We start from the raw sequence: 24,424 nt of genomic DNA, 5'->3' as shown, positions 1-24,424 counted from the left end.
CGGGGGCTTTTTTTACATGTACGAAAATGAAGCGCTCTCAGCTAGCCGGACTTTATGTCGATGTTCTTTGCTTCCAAGACTAAAGCTGAACATCTATCCATGTGACGTCATCTTCAACAGCATAAAAGTCGCCATAAGGTGCTGCCAGCAAGCTGCTTTGCTGCGACTCAGTCAACTCGGCCCAGAATCCATCGGTCACGAACACCAGTCGCTCACCGGCGGCCAATGGGTGGAAAACAAAGTCAGGGTTCGGGACACGATCAACTTTCAGGCATCGGGTTATCCAGTTTCGAGCCGGATCTTGCGCCAGCTCACGATGCGAACGGTCCCGCCTCCAATTCGCCTTGCAGTGGGGCGGCGTAATCCACTCGATCGTGCCTGCCGGTGTCACCACACCGCACGAACAGTCACCCTCATAGGCAAGCGTGAGCTTCCCATGAGCCGCGAGACCGACCAGGTAACACGTGGTCCCTGTCTGGTCCACAAACAAAGTGGAGTGAAGCTCAGCCAGCACTGAACCAAGTGCCCGCTCAACTGCTCCGTGCTCAGGGATATCAGTCCCCTGCGCCATGTGTTTCGGGTAGGCCTCTAAAACACCTTTTACGAAGCGCTCGGCCAGTTGCCCACTGCCGGGCTTTGACGTTCCGTCCGTGATGACGAACAGCCCTCTGTCGCCGTCGCAGAAAGCTCCAGCGTAGTCATGATTGGTTTTCCTGGCTCGTCCTATTACTGATCTGGTGTTGTATTTCATGCGTTGCCCAGATCCTTCATGCGCGTGTGGATGATTCGTCCTCTACCCGGATTCGCCTGCACCGAGCCCGAGCTTTCAATCACGTAGTCGATTCCACTGAGCGCCGTGAGCTCTCGAATTCCAGTCGTGATGAAGTTCTTGAGCTCAGTCTCAGCTTGGCGAACTTCTTCCAATAACTCTGTACGACCATCAATCAAGATGATGATGTCTTCGACGTCTTTGTGGTACGGGTCGCCCTGACCGCGACCGCAAAAGGCCTCTAGCTTCGTCGCAAGAAAGTAGGTCGGTTTAAATATCTGGATGACCGTACCGCTGGGCAACGTAAATCTATCGGCCCTCGACAGCCCCTCCACGAACCAACGGTTGGCATATCCGAGAACAGCGGGGTCGGAAGGCATCACGTCAACCACAACGTCGTTGAAGCGGAAACGACAGTTGACTTCATCCTCACCGGTGATCTTAAAGTTCTTGGCTGCCAGCCGTTCTGTGAGGTGTTGCCAGGCGCTAATACCTGCCAGTTCGATCACCAAGTCAACATCATCCGTGAAACGAATGTCATCCAGCACAGTAGCGTCAGTAATCAGCATGGCCGTAGTGCAGCCGCCGACGAAGGCAACCTCAGCGAGAAACTCCTCCCCCAATCCGTCTGCAACAAACTCGATGAGCTCAAAGATGTGATCAGCGTTTGATGACATGCTATTTGAGCCCCATCCCTGCCTTTAGAATGTTAATCGCCACGCCACACTCTCGCGGACCGCCAAGACGGATCGCATCAGCAAGCGCAAGGTAATGGTAAAGGGTCCTATCCTTCTTGACCGCTTCCGGCACGGTTTTGTAGAGCGGCTCTATCGCCTGGCCACGCTCAGTTCCGAGTGGATCAGGCCAAACCGGAATCAGCCCGCCAGCGCTCTTGATGCTTTTGGACAGCGCTGGTGCTGCGAAGCCTGTTGGAATGCCGCGAACCATTGCGCCCGGCTTCACGGGGAAAAAGTATTTCAAAGCATGCTCGGTGATTTTCAGCAGCTCTCGCCGATTAACTTTCGCAAGTCCGGTGTCGTAGTCATTGGTCAGCAATCCAGCCTCGCGACATCTGGCTATCGAATTTGAAATTTCGCTTTTGCTTAGCCCAAGAGACGCAGACAACGCACGCAATGAATAACCTTCACTCCAGCTCGTCAGCGGCGCAGAAGGTACCGGCTCTAACCACCCTTCCCACCCATTATCCTCGCCCAAGGATGAGTCGAACTCCTGGCGGCGGAATACAGCTTCTTCACCATCAGCGGGGTAAGTCACTAGCGGCTGCCCCACTCGCCCCCCTGCCCTCAGATTTATCTGCGTGGGCCTCAGCAATTCCTCAACCGTATTGGAATTCGATTGAGATTCCATCCTCCCAAAAAGATTCTCTTCCTGGGCGTGAAGGCTGGCCATCTTGAACAAAAGCAATATGTCTTGACTCTTCATGAAACTAGAAACCCCAAGTGTCCACATTCCATAAAACGTGGACACTTGTCTCATTGAAAATATTGGGCCGTCAAGTTTTTTAGAAATCAGTTATCGCTGAGGAACCTGCAGATCATCTGCCAATTCGCCAACAGAGAGGAGAGTGACGACTCCGCTTTCATTCGCCGGCTACAACGACGCAAAAACTCCAGCGACTTATAAAATCGCTCGCCGTGTTGAGCTTCGTTTAACTTAAGGTGACGCAATATCAGATGACGCCCGCAGACCTTGTAGGCAAACTCCGAATCGTGTTTTTTGGGCACTTTGATGCCTTGTTGCGCTTTTCTTTGACGGGATAGTCTCCGGACGTCGCTGACCATTCAGCGATCGGGCTTGGAAACCCGTCGAATCAAAGCGCTAGAGCCCCCTGCATGAATGCAACCGATTTTATGGCTGCAATCTAGAGTAATGGCGGCTGTGCGTGGGACGCCCTCGGGCGTGCCGGTTCCATGGTTCCCGGTTTCCAACCTGCGCATAGCTGCCACCCATTCGCTTGGAAACGAATGTGGCAGCTCCTCGAACCCTGGAGTAAAACCATGACAAATACAAAACAGTCCGAAGCCTCAGAATTAAAAACCATCGGCCTCACCCCCTTCATCTACTGTTCAAACCAACCGCTGTTCCATGTCACGCGAGACGTTCCCCTCGGCGATGCGCTAGCCATGGCCTCCGATTTTCTGTTCCTGGCCAAGGAACTGACCCGAGATGCTGCCTTTAATCGTGATACCGACCGCCATATCTGGGCCGCGCACTATCTGACGGCGATGAGCAAGGCCGTGTTGGATGATGCGGTGAAAGTGTTGGAGCGACCGGCTGCGACGAAAACCGAATCTAAAAAATGATGGCATGAGCCCAAATCAGCAGGCGCCAAGATTCCTTGTGGGAGCGAGCCTGCTCGCGATGACGGCGGTACATCCAATATACCTGTGACTGACAGAATGCTTTCGCGAGCAGGCTCCCACAGGGGGCTGCGCGAAGCTCGGATCAAGTGCAAGACACAAAAAAGCCCCCGCTGCCGCACTGGCAACGGGGGCTTTTTGATGTCGCGGGCTTACATCTCGACCTGCGTCCCCAACTCAATCACCCGGTTCAACGGCAGATTGAAGAACCGCAGATTGCCATTGGCATTCTTCAACATGAACGCAAACAACGCCTCGCGCCAACGCGCCATGCCTTCGAGTTTGGAGGCGATGACCGTCTCGCGGCTGAGGAAGTAGGTGGTGCGCATCGGGCTGAAGTCGAGGTCATCGAGATGACACAGCTTGAGCGCTTGCGGCACGTCCGGTTCGTCGACGAAGCCAAAGTGCAGGATCACCCGGAAGAACCCTTCGCCGTAGGAATCGACCTCGAAGCGCCGCGTCGGCGGTACTCGCGGGATGTCTTCGTACACCACGGTCAACAGCACCACTTGCTCGTGCAGTACCTGGTTATGCAATAAGTTATGCAACAGCGCGTGGGGCACGGCGTCCGGGCGCGCAGTGAGGAACACCGCAGTTCCCTGGACGCGATGCGGCGGTTGCACGGCGATACTGCTGATGAAAATCGGCAGTGGCAGCCCGCCCTCGTCCAGACGATCCACGAGCAGCTCTTTACCGCGCTTCCAGGTGGTCATCAAAACAAACAGCACAAGCCCCGCCAATACCGGGAAGGCACCGCCCTGAACAATTTTCGGCACGTTGGCCGCGAAAAACAGTCCATCTACCAGCAAGAAACCGATCAATATCGGCACTGCCAGCACCGGTGGCCATTTCCACAGCAGCAGAATTACCGCCGAGACCAGAATGCTGGTAATCAGCATGGTCCCGGTCACGGCAACACCGTAGGCCGAAGCCAGCGCACCGGATGATTCGAAGCCCAGCACCAGCAGAATCACGCCGACCATCAACGCCCAATTCACTGCGCCAATGTAAATTTGCCCTTGTTCGGCACTTGAGGTGTGCTGAATGTGCATGCGCGGGATGTAGCCCAACTGAATCGCCTGCCGGGTCAACGAGAACGCACCGGAGATCACTGCTTGCGAGGCAATAACGGTGGCCAGCGTCGACAGAATCACCAACGGAATCAACGCCCAGTTCGGCGCCAACAGGTAGAAAGGGTTACGCGCCGCTTCCGGGTCCTCTAACAGCAAGGCGCCCTGACCGAAGTAATTCAGCACCAGCGCGGGCAGCACAAGCGCAAACCAGGCACGTGCGATCGGCTTGCGACCAAAGTGGCCCATGTCGGCGTAAAGGGCCTCAGCACCGGTCAATGCCAACACGACCGCGCCAAGAATCGCCACCCCCATGCCCGGGTGCACAATGAAGAAACGCACTCCCCAGACCGGGTTAAGCGCACTGAGGACTTCAGGATGCTTGATGATCCCGTTGATACCGAGTACACCCAGCACCACAAACCACGACACCATCACGGGACCGAACAACTTGCCAATTCGGTCCGTGCCATGTTTCTGGATCAGGAACAACCCAACCAGCACGATCAGTGACAACGGTACGACCCAGCGCTCCAGCCCGTCGAAGGCCAACTCAAGCCCTTCCACCGCTGATAGTACGGAAATGGCCGGGGTGATCATGCTGTCGCCATAGAACAGTGCGGCACCGATCAGCCCGAGTATTACCAGTACGGCGCGCAACTTTGGATAAGGCGTCGAAGCACGCCGGGCCAAGGCCGTCAGCGCCATGATCCCGCCTTCACCTTGGTTGTCGGCGCGCAGAATGAACAACACGTACTTGATCGAAACCACCCAAATCAGCGACCAGAAGATCAGCGCAAGAATCCCGAACACTCCGTCATGGTTGACGGGGACGCCGTAATGTCCAGAGAAAACCTCTTTAAGGGTGTACAGCGGGCTCGTGCCGATGTCGCCATAAACCACCCCGACCGCCGCGACCAGCATGCCGATCGGCTTCGCCGCCGAATGCCCGGCGCTCGCTGCCTGACTACTTGCCTGACCCATCCAACACTCCCACTACCCAGACCGGACTTCTTTAAAGAAGCACTATGCTTTGTCACGCAGCATGCGCTGTTTTACGTACTGTTACAGACGTTTTGTTGACTGTAAAAAATCGGTAAAGCGTAACGGCGCGAAGCATAGCGCAGCACTCGTCGTATTTCCCTCCATAAAGCTGGTCAATTGAACGTCTCATCGCTAGAATTGCGCACTTTTTGATCAGAGGCGCAGCAAGCGCCCGTTTGTCGCCTTGCCGTCTTCGGCTGGAGGCGTCACAAATACCGAGGTTAGACATGTCCACCACTCCTGCGCCGGCCAATCCAAAGGTTGGCTTCGTATCCCTGGGTTGCCCCAAAGCACTGGTCGACTCCGAGCGCATCCTTACCCAGCTGCGCATGGAAGGTTATGACGTTGTGTCCACCTACCAGGACGCCGATGTCGTGGTGGTCAACACCTGCGGCTTCATCGACTCGGCCAAGGCCGAATCCCTGGAAGTGATCGGTGAAGCCATCAAGGAAAACGGCAAGGTCATCGTGACCGGCTGCATGGGCGTCGAAGAAGGCACCATCCGCAACGTGCACCCGAGCGTGCTGGCCGTGACCGGTCCGCAGCAGTACGAGCAAGTGGTCAATGCCGTGCACGACGTTGTGCCGCCGCGTCAGGATCACAACCCGCTGATCGACCTGGTGCCGCCGCAAGGCATCAAGCTGACCCCGCGCCACTACGCGTACCTGAAGATTTCCGAAGGCTGCAACCACAGCTGCAGCTTCTGCATCATTCCGTCGATGCGCGGCAAACTGGTCAGCCGTCCGGTCGGTGACGTGCTCGACGAGGCCCAGCGCCTGGTCAAGGCCGGCGTCAAAGAGCTGTTGGTGATCTCGCAGGACACCAGCGCCTACGGCGTCGACGTGAAATACCGCACCGGTTTCTGGAATGGTGCGCCGGTGAAAACCCGCATGACCGAACTCTGCGAAGCCCTGAGCACCCTCGGCGTCTGGGTGCGCTTGCACTACGTCTACCCGTACCCGCACGTCGACGAGCTGATCCCGCTGATGGCTGCTGGCAAGATCCTGCCGTACCTGGACATCCCGTTCCAGCACGCCAGCCCGAAAGTCCTGAAAGCCATGAAACGCCCGGCGTTCGAAGACAAGACCCTGGCGCGCATCAAGAACTGGCGCGAGATCTGCCCGGACCTGATCATCCGTTCGACCTTCATCGTCGGCTTCCCCGGCGAAACCGAAGAAGACTTCCAGTACCTGCTGAACTGGCTGACCGAAGCCCAGCTCGACCGCGTCGGCTGCTTCCAGTACTCGCCGGTCGAAGGCGCACCGGCCAATCTGCTGGACGCGGCCATCGTTCCGGACGACGTCAAGCAAGACCGCTGGGACCGCTTCATGGCGCACCAGCAGGCCATCAGCTCGGCGCGTCTGCAAATGCGCGTCGGCCGTGAAATCGAAGTGCTGGTCGATGAAGTCGACGAGCAAGGCGCCGTTGGCCGCTGCTTCTTCGATGCCCCGGAAATCGACGGCAACGTGTTCATCGACAACGGCAGCAACCTCAAGCCAGGCGACAAGGTCTGGTGCAAAGTGACCGACGCCGACGAATACGACCTGTGGGCTGAACAGATCTAAACGCAAAAAATACGAAAAGCCCTGCTCTCTTGACGAGATGCGGGGCTTTTTTACGTCTATCGTTTTGTGGAAGAAAGGACTCGCACAACCATCGGTGAAAAGGGGCATTCGGCCATGCGCCAACATTCGGTCATTCACACACCGAAACAGAGCGATTATCAGGAACTGACGCAAGTCTGGGAGGCCTCGGTGCGCGCCACCCATGACTTTCTGCCGGACAGCTACATCGAACTGTTGAAGAACCTGGTGCTGACCCGCTACCTCGACGCGGTCATGCTGATCTGCACCAAGGACGCGCGCCAGCGCATCACCGGGTTCGCCGGCGTCGCGGCGGGCAAGATCGAAATGCTCTTCATCGACCCTGCTCATCGCGGCCAGGGCCTGGGCAAACAGTTGCTGCGTTACGCCATGGAACACCTGAACGCCGATGAACTGGACGTCAACGAGCAGAACCCGCAGGCGCTGGGGTTCTACTTCAAACAAGGGTTCGAGGTGATCGGCCGCTCGGAGGTCGACGGCATGGGCCAGCCTTATCCGCTGTTGCACATGCGGCTGCGCCAGGCGCAACAACGGACGCGCAATGGCTGACATCATAGAACCCGTGTGGGAGCTGGCCTGCCAGCGATTGCATCACCTCGGTGTATCCGACAAACCGTAGCGTCTGTATCGCTGGCAGGCCAGCTCCCACAGGAAATTCAACCGTACTGAAATGGAGCCGGGATTAACCGGCGCCCAGCAGGTACAATGCTCACCCCTTTTTTGTTACGGCCCTGTCATGACTGACCCGATTCGTCTCTCCAAACGCCTCATCGAACTCGTCGGCTGTTCCCGTCGGGAGGCTGAGCTGTTCATCGAGGGCGGCTGGGTCACCGTGGACGGCGAAGTCATCGACGAGCCGCAGTTCAAGGTCGACACCCAGAAAGTCGAGCTCGACCCGGAGGCCAAGGCCACCGCGCCGGAGCCGGTGACCATCCTGTTCAACGTGCCGGCCGGCATGGACGCGGACACCGCCATGGCGACCATCAGCGCCGACACCCTGAGCGAGGAACACCGCTTCAGCAAACGTCCGCTCAAGGGCCATTTCCTGCGCCTGACCGCCAGCACTGACCTGCAGGCCAACGCCAGCGGGCTGCTGGTGTTCACCCAGGACTGGAAGATCCTGCGCAAGCTCACCGCCGACTCCGCGAAAATCGAGCAAGAGTATGTGGTCGAGGTTGAAGGCGACATGGTGGCCCACGGCCTCAACCGCCTGAACCACGGCCTGACCTACAAGGGCAAGGAACTGCCGCCGGTCAAAGCCAGCTGGCAGAACGAAAACCGCCTGCGTTTTGCGATGAAGAACCCACAACCGGGCGTGATCGCCCTATTCTGCCAGGCCGTCGGCCTGAAGGTCGTCGCCATCCGCCGCATCCGCATCGGCGGCGTGTCCATCGGCAAAGTGCCGTTGGGTCAATGGCGCTACCTGTCCGGCAAAGAGAAGTTCTAAGGCTTTTCACGCCGCCATACATTTCGGCGCCGCGGCTTGTGCGGCGCCCACTGCTGAATATCAGGATTGCACACCATGATTCATAACGACGTACTGCGCAGCGTGCGCTACATGCTCGACATCAGCGACAAGAAAGTCATCGAGATCATCAAGCTCGGCGGCATGGACGTGTCCCTGGAAGACCTGTTGACCTACCTCGACAAGAAAGAAGAAGACGAAGAAGGTTTCGTACGCTGCCCGGACGAAGTCATGGCGCATTTCCTCGACGGTCTGGTGATCTTCAAGCGCGGCAAGGACGAAAGCCGTCCGCCGCAGCCGATCGAAGTGCCGGTGACCAACAACATCATCCTGAAGAAACTGCGCGTGGCCTTCGAACTGAAAGAAGACGACATGCACGCGATCCTCAAGGCCGCCGAGTTCCCGGTCTCCAAGCCTGAACTGAGCGCGCTGTTCCGCAAGTTCGGCCACACCAACTATCGCCCGTGCGGCGACCAGTTGCTGCGCAACTTCCTCAAGGGCCTGACCCTGCGCGTTCGCCCGCAGTAAGCGCGCCCCGCGGATCTTCTGTGTAGGCGCTGCCGAAGGCTGCGATCTTTTGATTTTCGAAATCAAGATCAAAAGATCGCAGCCTTCAGCAGCGCCTACAAGGCTGTATAGAGCTTCATTCCTCGCAAAAATAGTGGCTCCGCTTCGGGCGGCTGACGACTAGGGTGTATTGACCCTCAGCTCTCAGGATTCGCCATGCACCCGTACTTTTCCCTGCAAGGCCGCACCGCTCTGGTGACCGGCGGCACCCGTGGTATCGGCAAAATGATCGCCAAGGCCTATGTCGAGGCCGGCGCCACCGTGTACGTCTGCTCGCGGGACGCCGAAGCCTGCCTGCAAACCGCCGAGGAGCTGAGTGCCCTCGGTCACTGCCACGGCGTGGCGGCCAATCTGGCCACCGAAGAAGGTGTGCTTCAGCTCGCCACGCGACTGGGCGAACAGATCAACCATCTGGATATTCTGGTGAACAACGCTGGCACCACCTGGGGCGCGCCCCTGGAAAGCTACCCGGTCAAGGGCTGGGAAAAGGTCATGCAGCTCAACGTGACGTCGGTGTTCAACTGCATCCAGCAGTTCTTGCCGCTGTTGCGCAAGGCCGGTTCAGAAGCCAATCCGGCGCGGATCATCAACATCGGCTCGGTGGCGGCGATTTCCTCCTTCGGCGAACAGGCGTATGCCTATGGGCCGAGCAAAGCGGCCTTGCACCAATTGTCGCGGATTCTGGCGCGGGAGCTGGTGAGCCAGCACATCAACGTCAACGTGATCGCGCCGGGACGTTTTCCGAGCAAGATGACGCAGCACATAGGCAACGATGAACAGGCGCTGGCGGACGATACGGCGCTGATTCCGATGAAGCGTTGGGGCCGCGAGGAAGAGATGGCGGCGTTGGCGATCAGTCTGGCGAGTACGGCCGGGGCGTATATGACCGGGAATATCATTCCGCTGGATGGTGGGTTTAGTCTCTGATACCCGCTTTTGTGGCGAGGGAGCGTGCTCCCGCTCGGTTGCGAAGCAACCGCCTACAGCACCGAGTTTCCCCTGGATAAAACCAGTGAAGGTGGTTGGGGGCGCTTCGTGCCCCAGCGGGAGCAAGCTCCCTCGCCACAGGGTGCGCATGGGCTATCATGTTCGCCCTCATTCCCGCCTCGATCGCAAACCATGACCTACAGCGTTTCCCCCATCGGCTTCGTTCGCTCCTGCTTCAAGGAGAAGTTCGCCATCCCGCGCCAGCCACAACTGGCCCCGGCCGCTCGCGGCGTGCTGGAACTGGTGGCGCCGTTCGATCAGGGCGATGCGGTGCAAGGCCTGGAGCAAGTGAGTCATATCTGGCTGCTGTTTCTGTTCCACCAGGCCCTGGAAGAAAAACCCCGCCTTAAAGTCCGCCCTCCTCGCCTCGGCGGCAACAAGTCCATGGGCGTGTTCGCCACCCGCGCGACGCACCGACCCAATGGCATAGGCCAATCCGTGGTGAAGCTGGACAAGGTCGAAGCCAATCGCCTGTGGATATCCGGCATCGACCTGCTCGACGGCACGCCGATTCTCGACATAAAACCCTACGTGCCTTACGCCGACATCATCGACACAGCCTCCAACAGCATCGCCAGCGCTGCGCCGCCGTTGATTGCCGTGCAGTGGACGGACTCGGCGCTGCAGCAGGCTCATGGCCACGCTCAGCGTCTTGAAGAGCCGCTGGTGGAGTTGATTGAACAGTGCCTAGCGCAAGATCCACGGCCGGCGTATCAGACGCCTGCGCCTGAGCGGGAATATGGAGCGCAGTTCTGGGATCTGGATGTGCGCTGGCATTATCCCGAGGCGGGCGTCATCCGCGTCCTGGAAGTCATTCCCGCAAAAACCTGAACGCCAGAAACCACTGTGGGAGCGAGCCTGCTCGCGATAGCGGTGTGGCAGTCGGCAATAATGCTGACTGATACACCGCTATCGCGAGCAGGCTCGCTCCCACAGGGAAAGCAAAGCCGTCAGGCGTTGTGCTTACTTCTCGACGAACGCACGCTCGATCAGGTAATCACCCGGCTCGCGCATCCGCGGCGAAACTTTCAGGCCGAAGCTGTTCAACACTTCGCTGGTCTCGTCGAGCATGCTCGGGCTGCCGCACAGCATGGCACGGTCGTCCTGCGGGTTGATCGGTGGCAGACCGATGTCGCTGAACAGCTTGCCGCTGCGCATCAGGTCGGTCAGGCGACCTTCGTTCTCGAACGGCTCACGGGTCACGGTCGGGTAGTAGATCAACTTGTCACGCAGGGCCTCGCCGAAGAACTCGTTCTGCGGCAAGTGCTCGGTGATGAATTCGCGGTAAGCGACTTCGTTGACGTAACGTACGCCGTGGCACAGGATCACTTTTTCGAAACGCTCGTAGGTTTCCGGGTCCTGGATGACGCTCATGAACGGCGCCAGGCCGGTACCGGTGCTGAGCAGGTACAAATGTTTGCCAGGCTTCAAGTCATCCAGCACCAGCGTGCCGGTAGGCTTCTTGCTGATGATGATCTCGTCGCCTTCCTTCAGATGCTGCAACTGGGAAGTCAACGGGCCATCAGGCACCTTGATGCTGAAGAACTCGAGATGCTCTTCCCAGTTCGGGCTGGCAATCGAGTAGGCGCGCATGAGCGGCCGGCCGTTGGGCTGTTGCAGGCCGATCATCACGAACTGACCGTTCTCGAAGCGCAGGCCCGGATCGCGGGTGCACTTGAAGCTGAACAGAGTGTCGTTCCAGTGGTGAACACTGAGGACACGCTCGTGGTTCATGTTGCTCATGTACGTGGGACTCCTGGAGATTTTGCCTGCGCCTATGATGTGCGCAATTGCATAGCATTCTAATGGCAGCGACAATATCTGTTAAATGGATTATTAAGATAAGGGTTATCGGTTATATAGATATGCGATTTACTCTCCGTCAACTTCAAGTCTTTGTCGCCGTCGCCCAGCAGGAAAGCGTATCCCGTGCTGCGGGCTTGCTCAACCTGTCGCAATCGGCGGCGAGCACCTCCATCACCGAACTGGAACGCCAGTCGAGCTGTCAGCTGTTCGATCGCGCGGGCAAACGGTTGAGTCTCAACGCCCTCGGCAAACAGCTGTTGCCGCAAGCGGTGGCGCTGCTCGACCAGTCCAAGGAAATCGAAGACCTGCTCAACGGCAAGTCCGGCTTCGGCTCTTTGGCTGTCGGCGCGACGCTGACCATCGGTAATTACCTCGCCACGCTGCTGATCGGCAGCTTCATGCAACTCCACCCGGAAAGCCAGGTGAAGCTGCACGTGCAAAACACTGCCAACATCGTGCAGCAAGTTGCCCACTATGAAATTGATCTGGGTCTAATCGAAGGCGACTGCAGCCATCCGGACATCGAAGTACAGAGTTGGGTCGAGGATGAGCTGGTGGTGTTCTGCGCGCCCCAGCACCCGCTGGCCATTCGCGGCACGGCGACCATGGAAGAACTGAGCCATGAGGCGTGGATCCTGCGGGAACAGGGCTCTGGTACGCGGCTGACCTTTGATCAGGCCATGCGTCACCATCGCAGCGCGTTGAATATCCGCCTGGAGCTGGAACACACTGAAGCGATCAAGCGCGCGGTAGAGTCGGGATTGGGCATTGGCTGCATTTCACGGCTGGCCCTGCGCGATGCATTCCGCCGCGGCAGCCTGGTGCCGGTGGAGACACCGGACCTGGACCTGGCGCGGCAGTTCTACTTCATCTGGCACAAACAGAAATATCAGACGTCAGCGATGCGCGAATTCCTCGACCTGTGCCGCGCCTTCACCGCCGGGGTGCAGCGCAGCGACGAGATCGTGCTGCCCACCATCGCTTAAAGCAGGATCACCGCCCACACCAGCCCGATCATGGTCAACGCTACGAACTGGGCGGCGCTGCCCATGTCCTTGGCGTTCTTGGACAGCGGGTGAAGCTCAAGGGAGATGCGGTCAATGGCCGCTTCCACCGCAGAGTTGAGCAACTCGACGATCAATGCCAACAAACAGACGGCAATCAACAGCGCCTGCTCGACGCGGCTGACGTTCAAAAAGAACGAAATCGGGATCAGGATGACATTGAGCAACACCAGTTGCCGAAAAGCCGCTTCGCCGGTGAAGGCTGCGCGCAGGCCGTCCAGGGAGTAACCGGAAGCGTTGAGGATGCGTTTCAGGCCGGTCTGGCCTTTGAAAGGGGACATAAAGTGGCAACTGACCAAAAAAGGAGTGGGAAAGCTAGATCAACCGAAGTCAAAAAAGCGTGAAGGGGCCAACCTTTAGTGGCTTGAAATTGACTCAAGTTGTTGCAGGAGCAACGCCGCCTGGGTCCGGGTGCGCACATTCAGCTTACGGAAAATCGCCGTGACGTGTGCCTTGATTGTTGCTTCGGACACGCTCAGTTCGTAGGCAATCTGCTTGTTCAACAAACCTTCGCAGACCATGGTCAACACCCGGAACTGCTGCGGCGTCAGGCTGGCAAGGCCTTCGCTGGCGGCCTTGGCTTCGTCGGAAACGCTGACTGCTTCAAACGCCTGGGGCGGCCAGAACACATCGCCATCCAGCACCGCACGTACGGCTTTCTGGATAACGCTCAGGTCACTCGATTTGGGAATGAAACCACTGGCCCCGAACTCACGGGACTTGACCATGATCGAGGCCTCTTCCTGGGCCGACACCATCACCACTGGAATTTGCGGGTACTGACCGCGCAACAGCACCAGCCCGGAAAAACCGTAGGCTCCCGGCATGTTCAGGTCCAGCAGCACCAGATCCCAGTCGGACTTTTCGTCCAGACGGGTTTCCAGCTCGGCAATGCTAGCCACTTCCACCAGACGGACGTCCGGGCCAAGGCCAAGGGTCAACGCCTGATGCAGGGCGCTACGAAAAAGAGGGTGGTCATCGGCAATCAGGATTTCGTATGTGGCCATTTTTCAAATGATCCTGTTTTTCTAACAACTCGAGGTACAGCCACGGAGCTGCACCAACAGGGCACGTTCAACGCCAATCACGTGGCAATTCACGTAAAGAAACGGCGTATCAAACTTTGGCCGCGCCCTAATCGGCGCCAAGCATGCCCAGCGAAACCGGGGTGGTCAAGGTGTCTGGCCGGTACAGTTCTTTGCAGTATGGGCGACAATCAGGCCGAGACAGCAGCCGTTTTCTGCACGAAAGGCATCAGCTCGGCATGTGCCGGTGTCGTGACGTCCATTTCCAGCTGGCGTTTGGCATCGAGGTAATGCTGGCTGAACACATCGAAATAAGCGTCCAGTGCCGACGCGGCAGCGCCATCTCCCGCCAGATCGAGGCACAACGCCGCCACTTCGGCCGTGCACAAATGCTCGCTGCGGGTCGACCGGCGCAGCCGATAACGTGAAAGCTTCTCGGGCAACAGGCTCAGGATCGGCAGCGCATCGAAATAAGGACTTTTGCGGAATATCTTCCGGGCTTCGGTCCAGGTCGCGTCCAGCAGAATGAACAGCGGCCGCTTGGCGCTATCGACTTCGACCGTGTTCGTCACTCGTTCAGGCGCAACGTACTCGCCGGGAAAGACCAGATACGGTTGCCATTGCGGGTCGGCGAGCAATGCCAGCAGCTGCGGATCGGTTTCCGTACGCGACCAGATGAACGCATGGTTGTCGCGCACCACGTCAGCGATCAGCCACCCCGTATTGCTCGGTTTGAACACTTCCTTGTTGGTCATGATCAGGCACACGCCAGAGCGGGTCTCGACCTGCGGACGCCACGCGCACAGGCAATGGCTCTCGATCACGCGACAGGCACGGCAACGGGGTGCCCGCCAGCCACGGGCCTGAATCGGCTTGATGCCCTCCTCTTCGCGCTGGTCACGCAAGCGGGCTACGGCGTTGGGGGCGTGGTTCATCGCAGGTAACACCGGCAGACAGGAAAACTCGGCACGAATAACACTCAGGGGGCCATAAAGGCCGGCAGTTTACCAGAGCGGCCGGCGCAAGCCTGTACCGTCCAGACAGGCTCCCCTATAATTCGTCACCACTGAACGCACAGTCATGTGACGGGTCGAAGCACCAGTCACTGAACCAGGAGAGTTTCATGTTGCGCCTTATCGTTCCCACCGCTGCCATTCTGCTGGCGTCGTCCTTCAACGCTCAGGCTGCGTCCTTGAGTGAGCAGAATCTCAACAGAGAGCTGCGCAACGTCGCCGCCCAAAGCAGCGTCGGCACGCCACGGGCGATCAACGAAGACATTCTCGATCAGGGCTACACCGCCGAAGGCAATGTGTTGATCAACCACTTGAGCGTGCAAAGCAGCCACGCCAACAAGATGCGCGCTGACCCCAAAGCCGTGTATTTCCAACTGGGCGCCTCTGTGTGCAACAACCCGTCGTTCCGCAAACTGATGGCCAAGGGCGCGGTCATGCGTTACGACTTCACCGAGGTGAAGACCAACCGCTCGGTCGGCTCCGCCAGCTATCAGGAATCGGATTGCCCGAAAGCGACACCGGCGAAGAAAAAGTAATTCAAGGGGAATGGGAATTGGCGCGCCGCTGTTCATCCTCGGCGCGCAGTTCTGCCAGAAGCGCCTGCAAATAGCGTGAGCGCCGGTCGGCTCCCTCCAGACGCCGGCAGCACTCCTCTTCAAGACTCAAATGATTGGTCTCGGCCGATGACTTCAATAATCGATACAGTTGCGTATCGATCTCCAGAATGACTCTGGCCATAGCATCCCGCCTCCTTGCACTTCGCCCTTGCTTGAGCGACAAAATCCTTGAACCGCTTGTATCGTGCGCCCTGCCATTGACGCAAAGTTGTCATGTCACGCCTGTTATTCAGTAAATCAGAGTACAGCTCACTCGGCGTGCGTTCAGACGAGCGGTGAAATCACTTTGCAAATCGTCATTAAGCGGTTGCCAGGAAAGACTTTGCAGCGCAATGATCAGGCCAGCGCAAATCACCGCGAGGGTCTAGATTCATAGTATTCCCGTTCACTTTTCAGGGCAGAAAAGGGGCTGCCTGGTTTGCGATGTTTGATGCGAATGTTTCCTTCATCCAAAGGAACAACAGAGCCTGTATGGAAGGAGAAGTTGATGCCTTACCAACCGAATGACCTCCTGAGCCGTCATTTCGAAGAAAGCGGCCACGACCTCACCAGCAAGGTCGAAGAACAACTCAACCTGGTTTCGCCCAACAGCCCGAACATCCCGATCTACCGAGACATGATCCTGACCGTGCTGCGCATGGCCCAGGAAGATCACAATCGCTGGAATGCCAAGATCACCCTGCAAGCCCTGCGCGAACTGGAACATGCCTTCCGCGTGCTCGAACAGTTCCGGGGGCGGCGTAAAGTTACTGTGTTCGGCTCGGCCCGAACGCCGATAGAACACCCGTTATACGGTCTGGCCCGAGAACTCGGCGCGGCACTGGCGCGCTCGGACCTGATGGTGATCACCGGTGCCGGCGGCGGCATCATGGCGGCCGCCCACGAAGGTGCCGGCCTGGAACACAGCCTGGGGTTCAACATCACCCTGCCCTTCGAGCAACATGCCAATCCCACTGTGAACGGCACCGCCAACCTGCTGCCGTTCCACTTCTTCTTTACCCGCAAGCTGTTCTTCGTCAAGGAAGCCGATGCGCTGGTCCTGTGCCCCGGCGGTTTCGGTACGCTGGACGAGGCGCTTGAAGTGCTGACGCTGATCCAGACCGGTAAAAGCCCGCTGGTGCCGGTGGTACTGCTGGACGCTCCGGGAGGCAAATTCTGGCAAGGCGCCCTGGACTTCATTCACCATCAACTGGAGGAAAACCGCTACATCCTGCCCACCGACATGAAGCTGGTGAGCCTGGTCTATAGCGCCGAAGAGGCGGTGGAACAGATCAATCAGTTCTACAGCAACTTCCACTCCAGCCGCTGGCTCAAGCATCAGTTCGTGATCCGCATGAATCACCAGCTCAGTGACGATGCGCTGGAACACATGCAGCACGCCTTCGCCGACCTGTGCCTGAGCGATCACTTCCATCAGCATGTCTACAGCGGTGAGGAGCACGACGAGCCGCAGTTCAGCCACCTTGCACGCCTGGCCTTTACCTTCAACGCGCGTGACCATGGACGCCTGCGGGAACTGGTGGATTACATCAACCTGCCGGAAAACTGGGCGCAGCCCAAACCTCAGGCACAACAACGCACGCGGGAACCCTCGAAGGTTACGTGAGGCAAAAAAAACGGCCCGCTATCGAAATAGCGAGCCGTTTCAGTCAATCGTCCATCCCTCGGCCGCTGAACAAGCGGCTGATCATTTCCATGGAATAGCCCCGATAACTCAGGAACCGCCCTTGTTTGGCACGTTCCCGGGCGTCGATCGGTAAATGCCCGGAAAACTTGCGCCGCCAGGTGTCTTCCAGTTGTTCCTGCCAGTTGATACCGCTCTCACGTAACGCGAGTTCGATGTCGCTGCGTTGCAGGCCACGCTGGCTCAACTCTTCGCGGATACGCAAAGGGCCATAGCCGGAACGGGCACGGTAGGAAACGAAGCTTTCGAGGTAACGGGATTCGGACAGCAGGCCTTCTTCCGTCAAGCGGTCGAGTGCAGTGTCGATCATTTCAGGGAGGGCGCCGCGCTGACGCAGTTTACGCGTCAGCTCGACTCGACCATGCTCGCGGCGTGCGAGCAGGTCCATTGCGGTTCGCCGCACTGCGACGAGTGTATCGAGTACGGCGGTCATCGGATCAATCAGATATCAGCGTCAGCCAGGTCATCTTCAGTCTCTTTGACTGGCGATGCTTTGACGTCCGGCGCTGGAGTCAGCAGTTTGTCGCGCAGCTGCTTCTCAAGTTTCGCGGCGATTTCCGGGTTGTCCGCCAGGAACTTGGCCGAGTTGGCCTTGCCCTGACCGATCTTGGTGCCTTCGTAGGCATACCAGGCACCGGACTTCTCTACGAAACCGTGCAGAACACCCAGGTCGATCATCTCACCGTTGAGGTAGATGCCCTTGCCGTAAAGAATCTGGAACTCGGCCTGGCGGAACGGCGAAGCGACCTTATTCTTCACAACCTTGACGCGGGTTTCACTACCGACGACTTCATCACCTTCTTTCACCGCGCCAGTACGGCGGATGTCCAGACGAACCGACGCATAGAACTTCAGCGCGTTACCACCGGTGGTGGTTTCCGGGCTGCCGAACATCACGCCGATTTTCATACGGATCTGGTTGATGAAGATCACCAGGCAGTTGGCGTTCTTGATGTTACCGGTGATTTTACGCAGCGCCTGGGACATCAGACGGGCTTGCAGGCCCACGTGCATGTCACCCATTTCGCCTTCGATTTCAGCCTTGGGTACCAGGGCAGCCACGGAGTCGACGATGATCACGTCAACCGCGTTGGAACGCACCAGCATGTCGGTGATTTCCAGGGCCTGCTCGCCAGTGTCCGGCTGGGAAACCAGCAGGTCGTCGACGTTGACGCCGAGTTTGCCGGCGTACTCAGGGTCGAGAGCGTGTTCGGCGTCGACGAATGCGCAGGTCGCGCCGGCTTTCTGAGCCTGGGCGATCACCGACAGGGTCAGTGTGGTTTTACCGGAGGATTCAGGACCGTAGATTTCAACGATACGGCCTTTTGGCAGACCGCCAATGCCGAGCGCGATGTCCAGCCCCAGAGAGCCCGTGGAGATAGCCGGGATCGCCTGACGGTCCTGATCGCCCATACGCATTACGGCACCCTTGCCGAATTGACGTTCGATCTGACCCAGGGCCGCAGCCAAGGCTTTCTTCTTGTTGTCGTCCATTAAAGTCCTCACGTAATCAATAAGGCCTGACGGCCAACACCTGTATAAGTAGACAGTATTATTCCACAGCGATTCAGTATCGCCTACCCCTGATTTGAGATTTCTCCAGAGGCATGGCGCAGCAGCCCCTCTAGCGCGGCCTTCACCGTTTGTCGGCGGACCTCGTCGCGGTTACCGGGGAAGTGCTGCACCTCGCTGAAGACCCGCTCACCCACCCCCCACGCCAGCCAGACCGTGCCTACCGGCTTGTTCGGCGAACCACCGTCCGGCCCTGCTACACCGCTGACCGCCACTGCAAAAGACGCCCGGCTTTTTTCCTGCGCACCTCGCACCATGGCCTCGACCACCTCGCGACTGACCGCCCCCACCGTCGCAAACAACTCGGCCGGGACATTCAATTGCTCGGTTTTCTGACGGTTGGAGTACGTGACATAACCCGCCTCGAACCATGCCGAACTCCCGGGAATGCGTGTGATGGCCTCGGAAATCCCACCGCCGGTGCAGGACTCGGCCGCCGTGACGTGAGCATTGAGAACCTGAAGGCGCCTGCCAAGTTCAGCGGCCAGTTGGGTGATTTCTTTCACGGTCATCTCCTGAGCGAGCGGAATGGGAACTACCGTACACGAGCGGATCGCGCTTGCAAGTTACAGGATCGATCAAAATGTTAGCGCCGCAGCGCCCGGATATAGGCCTGACACGCCTGCAAGGCAATCAGTGCACGGTCGCCGGTGTCGGTGATGGCGATAATTCGTTGAGCATGCGCCGGGTCAAGTCGGGCGCGTAGGGGGCCATGATCCACGCCGCCGGTGCCGGAGGCGGTTGGCACTGCGCAGCCAGTGGCAGTGTCGCTGGCATCGAGGAGGACTGACAGCCGCACATCAGCAGTGGCAAGACGGTCGCGCAAGCGACCTTGATCACGTTGGGCATCGTTAAGCGCTCGATAATGGGTGTGTTCGCTGACCGACAGCCGTTGCTCCAGCGCCAGGCGCTTGTCCTGCTCGGCCTGTTGCCGGGCGGCGGCCGCCAGGGTTAGCCGGTTGAGCGTCGCCGCGTGCTGCCTGTCGAGCTCCGCCAGTTGGCGCCCGTAACGTCCATCCTGAAATCGCCAGGCCACCGCCGCCGAGCCACCGGCCAACACGGCCAGTAACACAACAATTCCAGCAACCCGCCACGATAAAGGGATCAAACCGAAGGCTGGCATAACACCGCCCTCGCCCGCGCCCACAGTTGCAAACGGTCTTGCAGCCCGTTCAGCCCACCATTGATCCGGCGGGTGATGCTGTTGAACTGGTCACGATCAGCCAGTTCGTTGAGGCCGTTTTGTGCCCAGAACCAGGCGGCAGATTCCGCAGCCCATCGCGGTTGCTCCAGCAGTTCCGGTAATTCGAGCAGTCGCTCGTCGCCGAATACACCGACACTGCACTGTTGATAGTTGTGGCGGCCAGTGATCTGAATCAAGCCACGACCGCGGTACTTTTGACCGTCGCCGTCGAGCGCTGCTGTATTACCCAAACGAGCGGCTAACAGGCCGGTGTCGTATTTGCTCAAATACCGGTCACTGCCGAGTTCGCGCACGTACTGCAACTGCCCCGATTCGTGACCCACTTGCGCAAGGAAAGCGGCGCGGCGTTTGGGCGTGTTTATGGAATGGCCATCCATGGCGCCATTGAGGGCGGAAATGAAAACGCCCGCTTGGCTGCGGGCGTCTGGAAGTATTTGCTGTAATTGCAGAACCGTCAGCGGCATGAGTCGTGTTCCCTTCGCCATTTGATTAGCCAGACCGCGCCAATGCGTTATTGGGTGGCGTCCAGGCAGGTCGCGTCGATCACGCAGCGATAGCTTTGAAATTTGTCGCCGCTGGCAGTGACCTTGTCGATTGACCAGTAACCGCGCATGAAATCCGGCCAGGAAGGGTCCAGCAGCAAAACGCCCTCGGCGGACAGGGCCGGATTGCCAGGACAGGCGATTTTTACCTTGAGTTTTTCACGCAACAATTTGCGCACCTCACCCTCTCCGACGTCCCTGGCCTCTTCTTCATTCTGACAAAGCCGGCCGATGACCTTGAACGGCGCGCTACCGGTTTCAACCACCCGCACCACCCCGGCCGCCGCGTCCCACCAACTCGTCTTGCAGCCCTGGTTTTTCGCCCGGGCAGTGTCATCGAGCGTGGCGGAGATGAAGGCGCGATCGCCTGGACGATTGTCCGTGGTCACCGACAATTTCACCTCGGGCAACACCTTGCCCGACAGCGACTTGATCTGACCGGGAAGCGCCAGCACATACAGTTCATTCACCGGTTTGGCGATTGCGTGATGCCTGAGGGCAAGGCGTGTCAGGAACGCCATGTCGCTTTCGTTGGACTGATCGATGTGATCGATTTTTTTCAGTGCCAGTTGGGGAGCCACACGTGGCGAAAAGCCGTGCCGGGAAGCTATCTCGCGAAACAGCGCACCCAGGGTGGTCGGGCCGTGACTGGCGGATCGACGCAGCAGGAACCCGGTCTTGTCCGCGACACTGAACGGCGCCGCGGTGGCCACCAGTGTCAAGCGAAGCGGGAACAGCGTCGGTGTCAGGCGAGACACCATGAACTGGCCCTTGTCCACCCACCCGGACTCCACGTAACCAACCCGCAAGCCCACCTTGCCGCCCAGGATCGGCAGGCCTTCGAGCCCTTCCAGGTCGAGCGTCAAGGTCAATTGATCGGACTCGATACCGGCGGCATCGATGTGCTCCCAGCTGATCAGGCGCTTATTGATCAGGGCCTCATTGGCCCCATAAATGTATACCGCTGGCGTGAAACCCAATGCCATGGAGCCTCCTTAATCCCACGCGGTAACCGGCGTGATCACAACGGGTTTTGCGTCAATTTCCGGCAGTACCACCCAGACGCCCGCAGGCAATACCGGCCCCGGTTCCGCCAGTGTGGGGTTGAGCCGCCACAGTGCTTCTTCGACGGCATCGTCACAGCGACCCAGTTCGCGGTACAGCAACAGGTTCACCGAATCACCGGCCAGACTTCGAACTCTACGCATGGATGAACTCCGACAGGTCTACTGCCCAACTGACGACCATCGCCGTACCGTCATCGATGATCATGCTCTGGGTTTCCGTCACCGTGTTGATTCGCCAAAGCCCCCAGCTGCGTCCGATGCCATCTACCAACGGCACCGGTTTGCGCTGTTCCTGTAGCGTGCGCAGCTCATTGAGCCGGTCCATGGCCACCGCGTACATCGACGTCCCCGTAATCCTCAATGTCTGGGCCTTTTGCCCGGTCTGACTGGATTTCGGCTTGCCGGTCACAATGTCCAGCTCCACCCAGCCTCCATCCGAGCTGTGCACGATGCCGCTGTACGCGAAGTGACGGGACAGGCCGAAAATGAAACTGCCCAATGCCATTTGCTGACGCATTACAGACCTCCATCGGTCAGGGCCGCACCTCGTCGAGTGGCGAGGGCGTTGGTGGTTATCAGGGGGACAAATTCACCGTGGAACTGCGTCTGCAGTTGCTGCGCCACGATCGTTCGGATGTGCTCGGAGTTATCCGCCCCCGTGCAGGTGACCTGGATTGACGGTGAATAATTGATCTGCTGTGTTTGTGTCTGTGTCGAGGCGCTGGTCAGGTCTTTGCTGACTTGATCAGGGGCACCGAGCTGGTCGGAAGGTGTGGCCAGTTTTTCGCCCAGCCAGGATCCGGCGATGCCGCCGAGAAAGCCGCCGATGGCCGTGCCCACGCCTGGAAATATCATCGTACCGAGCGCTGCGCCCGCATAAGAACCGGCCACCATCCCGGCAGAGGACGCGACGGCTTTGGTGTCTCCAGTGGCGACACCTTGTGCGATATCGACCCCGGCGCTGAGCAAGTTCAGCCCTGGTGCTCTTTTAGGGAGGAAGGAGCCGACCTTGGCGGCTTTGCCGAGCAACGGGCTGGCCGGACTGGAGCCAGCAAATTGCACCAGACGCTGAGCCGGAGCCGGAGCTGGAGCTGGAGCTGGAGCTGGAGCTGGAGCTGGAGCCAGAGTTTGAGCCTGAGCCAGAATCGGGGCCACTGCCGGTCTATCGACCCGAGGCTGCACAGTGACATCAAATTGCGATTGACCCTTCGGATTGCCCTGCCCCTTGGCTTTGTCCGGTTTTGCGTTCCTGCGTTTCTTGCGTGCCTGATCACCCGTGTAACCCAGGCTGCTTTCCGTCCTCTTTTTCGGCGGCGGAGGCTTGTTGTCCTGGTCGGCGCCGCGATTGTCCTCGCCGATCAGATCCCCCAGGCCCCAGGCCAGGCGTGGCGCCGTTCGCTTCAGGATTTTCTTGGCAACGTTGGTCAACGCTTCGGTGGCGACGGCGGCACCCACGACGGACGCGATGGAAGAGAGCGTGACCGCAACAGCCGCCAGCCCTGTGGCAATTACGGGATGTTGCTCGGCAACCGAACTGAGCTTGTCGACCTGAGCAGAAAGAGACGTCAGCGGGCCGGACATGTCTGGCGTTACTGCGCGCCCCAGGCGACTGAGACTCGCATCCAGCACGTCCCTGCCGGGTGTCGAATTGCGCCCTTCGTCTTTGACGGTCTGCCCTGTCGAGCCATTGCTTTCGACCGTTGACGTCGCAGTGGCGGCTTTATCGGACGCGTCCTTGCGCACAACGGGATTCTGAGGCGTGGCGGCGATTGCAGCCGTCCGCTCGGGCGCCGTCACCGCCACCACACCGGCCTCGCCACTGCTGCGCAGAGTGGAGCGCAGGCCTGCCCCATCGACATTCAGGTTGGGGGCGCCCAATTGATCGGGCGTTTCAGTCGCCGCCATGCCATCGAGGTTCGATGGCGATGGGCTGTCAGCGGCAGGTCCCACTCCGAGCCGTTTGAATGCCGAGCGTGCTGAAGACACTACCGCTGTCAGCGACGTCAGCGCTTCACCCAGCTTGTTCTGCCCTGCCGTCAGTAAGCGTATGTCCAGGCTGACCGTGTTCAGTGCCTGGTTGAGCTGCGCCAGCGGGGCGATGAAACCGGCCAGCCCGAGGGTTGCTGACCCGCCGCCCATTGCCGGCGACCCCATGCTATTGATCGCCGCACTGGCCAGCGAATATTGACTGTCTGCCATCCCGCTCTACTCCTGTTTCACGCCAAGGCGAGTGATCGCGATGTCGTAGCGGCGCAATGCCTTGCCGACGTCCCACTCCAGAATGTCCGCTTCACTTACCGGGTAAATGAGCGGCACCACATCGAGGATTACTTCGATGTCGCGCTCCGAAAGAAGGCCGCCGGTTTGTTTAAAAAATCGTCGATGCGTACCTGAAGCTGTGTCCAGTCGGGCACGGTCAGCAGGGCCAGATCGGGAATCATCAGCCCGGTGCAATGAGCGGTGATGAACTCGGCGCGTTCCTTGGGCGTCTTGAGTTTTTTCATCGCTTTGGTCGCGCGCAGCACCGGCATTTCCAGAGTCAGCGTGGTGAGGGTTCGACCCGCCACGGCGAGCGGTTGCAACAAGGTCACGTCGTCGGGATCGGCCGACGGTGGTTCACCCTCGTACGCTTGCTCAAGGAAATGCGACGTCGGCAACGTCGACATCTCGTGCACGTACTGCGCGATGCTCACGTAGTCCGGGCGCTTGAGTTGATCGAGTTCCTTGACCGACAGGCCGGTGGCCAGCAGCGCCAGTTCGAAGAACTGATCGTCCTCATCGTCGCCGGCACGGGTCAGGGCTTCTTTCTGTGCGGCGTAGTACAACGGTTTGAGCTGAATCTGCTCGATCGACGACTGATCGTCGGCCGCGATCGGCGACAACAAGGCGTGAACAGGAGGTGTCCAGGACATGAAATGAATTCCTTGGTGAATCATGAGACCA

The 24,424-nt window shown here is 58.8% G+C and carries 30 protein-coding genes; 10 read left to right on the top strand and 20 right to left on the bottom strand.

What is annotated here, in order from left to right:
* Window positions 1-79: 79 nt before the first annotated feature.
* Genes ACM6IQ_RS18910 through ACM6IQ_RS18900 form a run of 3 tightly spaced genes read right to left on the bottom strand, consistent with a single transcriptional unit; the run spans window position 80 to window position 2,212 of the window.
* Window positions 80-751, bottom strand: coding sequence for a PP2C family protein-serine/threonine phosphatase (locus ACM6IQ_RS18910; RefSeq protein WP_414879529.1), 672 nt, complete (start codon window positions 749-751; stop codon window positions 80-82).
* The gene (locus tag ACM6IQ_RS18905; protein ID WP_414879528.1) at window positions 748-1,446 is read right to left on the bottom strand and encodes a hypothetical protein; all 699 of its coding nucleotides are present in this window, start codon (window positions 1,444-1,446) and stop codon (window positions 748-750) included. Before ACM6IQ_RS18905 ends, ACM6IQ_RS18910 begins: the two co-directional genes overlap by 4 nt.
* A gap of 1 nt (window position 1,447) precedes the next feature.
* Entirely contained in the window at window positions 1,448-2,212 is a 765-nt protein-coding gene (locus ACM6IQ_RS18900; protein WP_414879527.1) for a MarR family transcriptional regulator, read from the bottom strand.
* 575 nt (window positions 2,213-2,787) lie between these two features.
* On the opposite strand from ACM6IQ_RS18900, the gene ACM6IQ_RS18895 reads away from it, so the two are divergent.
* Window positions 2,788-3,093, top strand: a complete 306-nt coding sequence (locus tag ACM6IQ_RS18895; protein ID WP_414879526.1) for a DUF3077 domain-containing protein — start codon at window positions 2,788-2,790, stop codon at window positions 3,091-3,093.
* 209 nt (window positions 3,094-3,302) lie between these two features.
* On the opposite strand, the gene ACM6IQ_RS18890 is transcribed toward ACM6IQ_RS18895, so the two are convergent.
* Together ACM6IQ_RS18890 and ACM6IQ_RS18885 are read right to left on the bottom strand one after the other, a co-directional pair.
* Complete coding sequence (locus ACM6IQ_RS18890; protein WP_414879525.1) at window positions 3,303-5,204, bottom strand: potassium transporter Kup; 1,902 nt, start codon at window positions 5,202-5,204, stop codon at window positions 3,303-3,305.
* A 52-nt stretch (window positions 5,205-5,256) separates the two neighbouring features.
* Entirely contained in the window at window positions 5,257-5,493 is a 237-nt protein-coding gene (locus ACM6IQ_RS18885; RefSeq protein ID WP_414879524.1) for a hypothetical protein, read from the bottom strand.
* Here ACM6IQ_RS18885 and rimO point away from each other — a divergent pair.
* From rimO to tsaA, 6 genes are all read left to right on the top strand, one after another.
* Window positions 5,492-6,829 carry a 30S ribosomal protein S12 methylthiotransferase RimO gene (rimO, locus tag ACM6IQ_RS18880; protein WP_017336772.1) on the top strand — a complete coding sequence of 446 codons (1,338 nt, stop codon included), beginning with the start codon at window positions 5,492-5,494 and terminating at the stop codon, window positions 6,827-6,829. The two genes, ACM6IQ_RS18885 and rimO, sit on opposite strands and share 2 nt — an antisense overlap.
* Window positions 6,830-6,943: 114 nt before the next feature.
* Window positions 6,944-7,417, top strand: coding sequence for a GNAT family N-acetyltransferase (locus tag ACM6IQ_RS18875; RefSeq protein ID WP_017336771.1), 474 nt, complete (start codon window positions 6,944-6,946; stop codon window positions 7,415-7,417).
* A gap of 187 nt (window positions 7,418-7,604) precedes the next feature.
* Complete coding sequence (locus ACM6IQ_RS18870) at window positions 7,605-8,315, top strand: rRNA pseudouridine synthase (RefSeq protein ID WP_017336770.1); 711 nt, start codon at window positions 7,605-7,607, stop codon at window positions 8,313-8,315.
* 75 nt (window positions 8,316-8,390) lie between these two features.
* On the top strand, window positions 8,391-8,861 hold the full coding sequence (locus ACM6IQ_RS18865) for a DUF1456 family protein (protein WP_017336769.1): 471 nt from the start codon (window positions 8,391-8,393) through the stop codon (window positions 8,859-8,861).
* Window positions 8,862-9,056: 195 nt separating this feature from the next.
* Window positions 9,057-9,827: an SDR family oxidoreductase gene (locus ACM6IQ_RS18860; RefSeq protein ID WP_414879523.1), complete on the top strand. Its 771-nt coding sequence runs from the start codon at window positions 9,057-9,059 to the stop codon at window positions 9,825-9,827.
* 192 nt (window positions 9,828-10,019) lie between these two features.
* Window positions 10,020-10,718, top strand: coding sequence for a tRNA (N6-threonylcarbamoyladenosine(37)-N6)-methyltransferase TrmO (gene tsaA, locus ACM6IQ_RS18855; RefSeq protein WP_017336767.1), 699 nt, complete (start codon window positions 10,020-10,022; stop codon window positions 10,716-10,718).
* Between the two features lie 132 nt (window positions 10,719-10,850).
* Here tsaA and fpr read toward each other — a convergent pair whose 3' ends face one another.
* A complete protein-coding gene (gene fpr / locus ACM6IQ_RS18850; protein WP_003443014.1) occupies window positions 10,851-11,630 on the bottom strand; it encodes a ferredoxin-NADP reductase in 780 nt (259 codons plus the stop codon).
* 122 nt (window positions 11,631-11,752) lie between these two features.
* Here fpr and ACM6IQ_RS18845 point away from each other — a divergent pair, with 122 nt between their 5' ends.
* Window positions 11,753-12,679 (top strand): LysR family transcriptional regulator, encoded by a 927-nt coding sequence (locus ACM6IQ_RS18845; protein ID WP_031318445.1) that lies wholly within the window; start codon window positions 11,753-11,755, stop codon window positions 12,677-12,679.
* On the opposite strand, the gene ACM6IQ_RS18840 is transcribed toward ACM6IQ_RS18845, so the two are convergent.
* From ACM6IQ_RS18840 to ACM6IQ_RS18830, 3 genes are all read right to left on the bottom strand, one after another.
* Entirely contained in the window at window positions 12,676-13,038 is a 363-nt protein-coding gene (locus tag ACM6IQ_RS18840; protein WP_017336765.1) for a diacylglycerol kinase, read from the bottom strand. The two genes, ACM6IQ_RS18845 and ACM6IQ_RS18840, sit on opposite strands and share 4 nt — an antisense overlap.
* A gap of 75 nt (window positions 13,039-13,113) precedes the next feature.
* Entirely contained in the window at window positions 13,114-13,764 is a 651-nt protein-coding gene (gene erdR / locus ACM6IQ_RS18835) for a response regulator transcription factor ErdR (RefSeq protein WP_017336764.1), read from the bottom strand.
* Window positions 13,765-13,973: 209 nt separating this feature from the next.
* Window positions 13,974-14,717, bottom strand: coding sequence for a tRNA-uridine aminocarboxypropyltransferase (locus ACM6IQ_RS18830; RefSeq protein WP_017336763.1), 744 nt, complete (start codon window positions 14,715-14,717; stop codon window positions 13,974-13,976).
* Between the two features lie 188 nt (window positions 14,718-14,905).
* Here ACM6IQ_RS18830 and ACM6IQ_RS18825 point away from each other — a divergent pair, with 188 nt between their 5' ends.
* Window positions 14,906-15,331 (top strand): PA3611 family quorum-sensing-regulated virulence factor, encoded by a 426-nt coding sequence (locus ACM6IQ_RS18825; protein WP_017336762.1) that lies wholly within the window; start codon window positions 14,906-14,908, stop codon window positions 15,329-15,331.
* A 1-nt stretch (window position 15,332) separates the two neighbouring features.
* Here ACM6IQ_RS18825 and ACM6IQ_RS18820 read toward each other — a convergent pair whose 3' ends face one another.
* Window positions 15,333-15,533 (bottom strand): hypothetical protein, encoded by a 201-nt coding sequence (locus ACM6IQ_RS18820; RefSeq protein WP_017336761.1) that lies wholly within the window; start codon window positions 15,531-15,533, stop codon window positions 15,333-15,335.
* 366 nt (window positions 15,534-15,899) lie between these two features.
* Between ACM6IQ_RS18820 and ACM6IQ_RS18815 the strand changes: the two genes are divergently transcribed.
* Window positions 15,900-17,018 carry a TIGR00730 family Rossman fold protein gene (locus ACM6IQ_RS18815; RefSeq protein WP_017336760.1) on the top strand — a complete coding sequence of 373 codons (1,119 nt, stop codon included), beginning with the start codon at window positions 15,900-15,902 and terminating at the stop codon, window positions 17,016-17,018.
* A gap of 43 nt (window positions 17,019-17,061) precedes the next feature.
* Here ACM6IQ_RS18815 and recX read toward each other — a convergent pair whose 3' ends face one another.
* The 10 genes from recX to ACM6IQ_RS18765 all read right to left on the bottom strand — a co-directional run bounded on the left by recX (window position 17,062) and on the right by ACM6IQ_RS18765 (window position 24,393).
* Window positions 17,062-17,529, bottom strand: a complete 468-nt coding sequence (recX, locus tag ACM6IQ_RS18810) for a recombination regulator RecX (RefSeq protein WP_017336759.1) — start codon at window positions 17,527-17,529, stop codon at window positions 17,062-17,064.
* An 8-nt stretch (window positions 17,530-17,537) separates the two neighbouring features.
* On the bottom strand, window positions 17,538-18,590 hold the full coding sequence (gene recA / locus ACM6IQ_RS18805) for a recombinase RecA (protein ID WP_017336758.1): 1,053 nt from the start codon (window positions 18,588-18,590) through the stop codon (window positions 17,538-17,540).
* 83 nt (window positions 18,591-18,673) lie between these two features.
* Window positions 18,674-19,174 carry a CinA family protein gene (locus ACM6IQ_RS18800; RefSeq protein WP_031318442.1) on the bottom strand — a complete coding sequence of 167 codons (501 nt, stop codon included), beginning with the start codon at window positions 19,172-19,174 and terminating at the stop codon, window positions 18,674-18,676.
* An 80-nt stretch (window positions 19,175-19,254) separates the two neighbouring features.
* The gene (locus ACM6IQ_RS18795) at window positions 19,255-19,791 is read right to left on the bottom strand and encodes a lysis protein (RefSeq protein WP_414879522.1); all 537 of its coding nucleotides are present in this window, start codon (window positions 19,789-19,791) and stop codon (window positions 19,255-19,257) included.
* Complete coding sequence (locus tag ACM6IQ_RS18790; protein WP_414879521.1) at window positions 19,773-20,336, bottom strand: glycoside hydrolase family 19 protein; 564 nt, start codon at window positions 20,334-20,336, stop codon at window positions 19,773-19,775. Before ACM6IQ_RS18790 ends, ACM6IQ_RS18795 begins: the two co-directional genes overlap by 19 nt.
* A 47-nt stretch (window positions 20,337-20,383) precedes the next feature.
* Window positions 20,384-21,400 carry a phage late control D family protein gene (locus tag ACM6IQ_RS18785; RefSeq protein ID WP_414879520.1) on the bottom strand — a complete coding sequence of 339 codons (1,017 nt, stop codon included), beginning with the start codon at window positions 21,398-21,400 and terminating at the stop codon, window positions 20,384-20,386.
* A 9-nt stretch (window positions 21,401-21,409) separates the two neighbouring features.
* On the bottom strand, window positions 21,410-21,622 hold the full coding sequence (locus tag ACM6IQ_RS18780; protein ID WP_414879519.1) for a tail protein X: 213 nt from the start codon (window positions 21,620-21,622) through the stop codon (window positions 21,410-21,412).
* Window positions 21,615-21,998, bottom strand: a complete 384-nt coding sequence (locus tag ACM6IQ_RS18775) for a phage tail protein (protein WP_017336752.1) — start codon at window positions 21,996-21,998, stop codon at window positions 21,615-21,617. Before ACM6IQ_RS18775 ends, ACM6IQ_RS18780 begins: the two co-directional genes overlap by 8 nt.
* Entirely contained in the window at window positions 21,998-23,680 is a 1,683-nt protein-coding gene (locus tag ACM6IQ_RS18770) for a hypothetical protein (protein ID WP_414879518.1), read from the bottom strand. Before ACM6IQ_RS18770 ends, ACM6IQ_RS18775 begins: the two co-directional genes overlap by 1 nt.
* A 128-nt stretch (window positions 23,681-23,808) precedes the next feature.
* Window positions 23,809-24,393, bottom strand: a complete 585-nt coding sequence (locus ACM6IQ_RS18765) for a phage tail assembly protein (RefSeq protein WP_414879517.1) — start codon at window positions 24,391-24,393, stop codon at window positions 23,809-23,811.
* Window positions 24,394-24,424 lie beyond the last annotated feature (31 nt).

Origin of the sequence: Pseudomonas sp. IT-P100 (assembly GCF_949767185.1) — a bacterium.
Classification (GTDB): Bacteria; Pseudomonadota; Gammaproteobacteria; order Pseudomonadales; family Pseudomonadaceae; genus Aquipseudomonas; species Aquipseudomonas fluorescens_B.
Note: the sequence above shows the minus strand (reverse complement) of the source record. Positions and strands in the feature narration are given on the sequence as shown.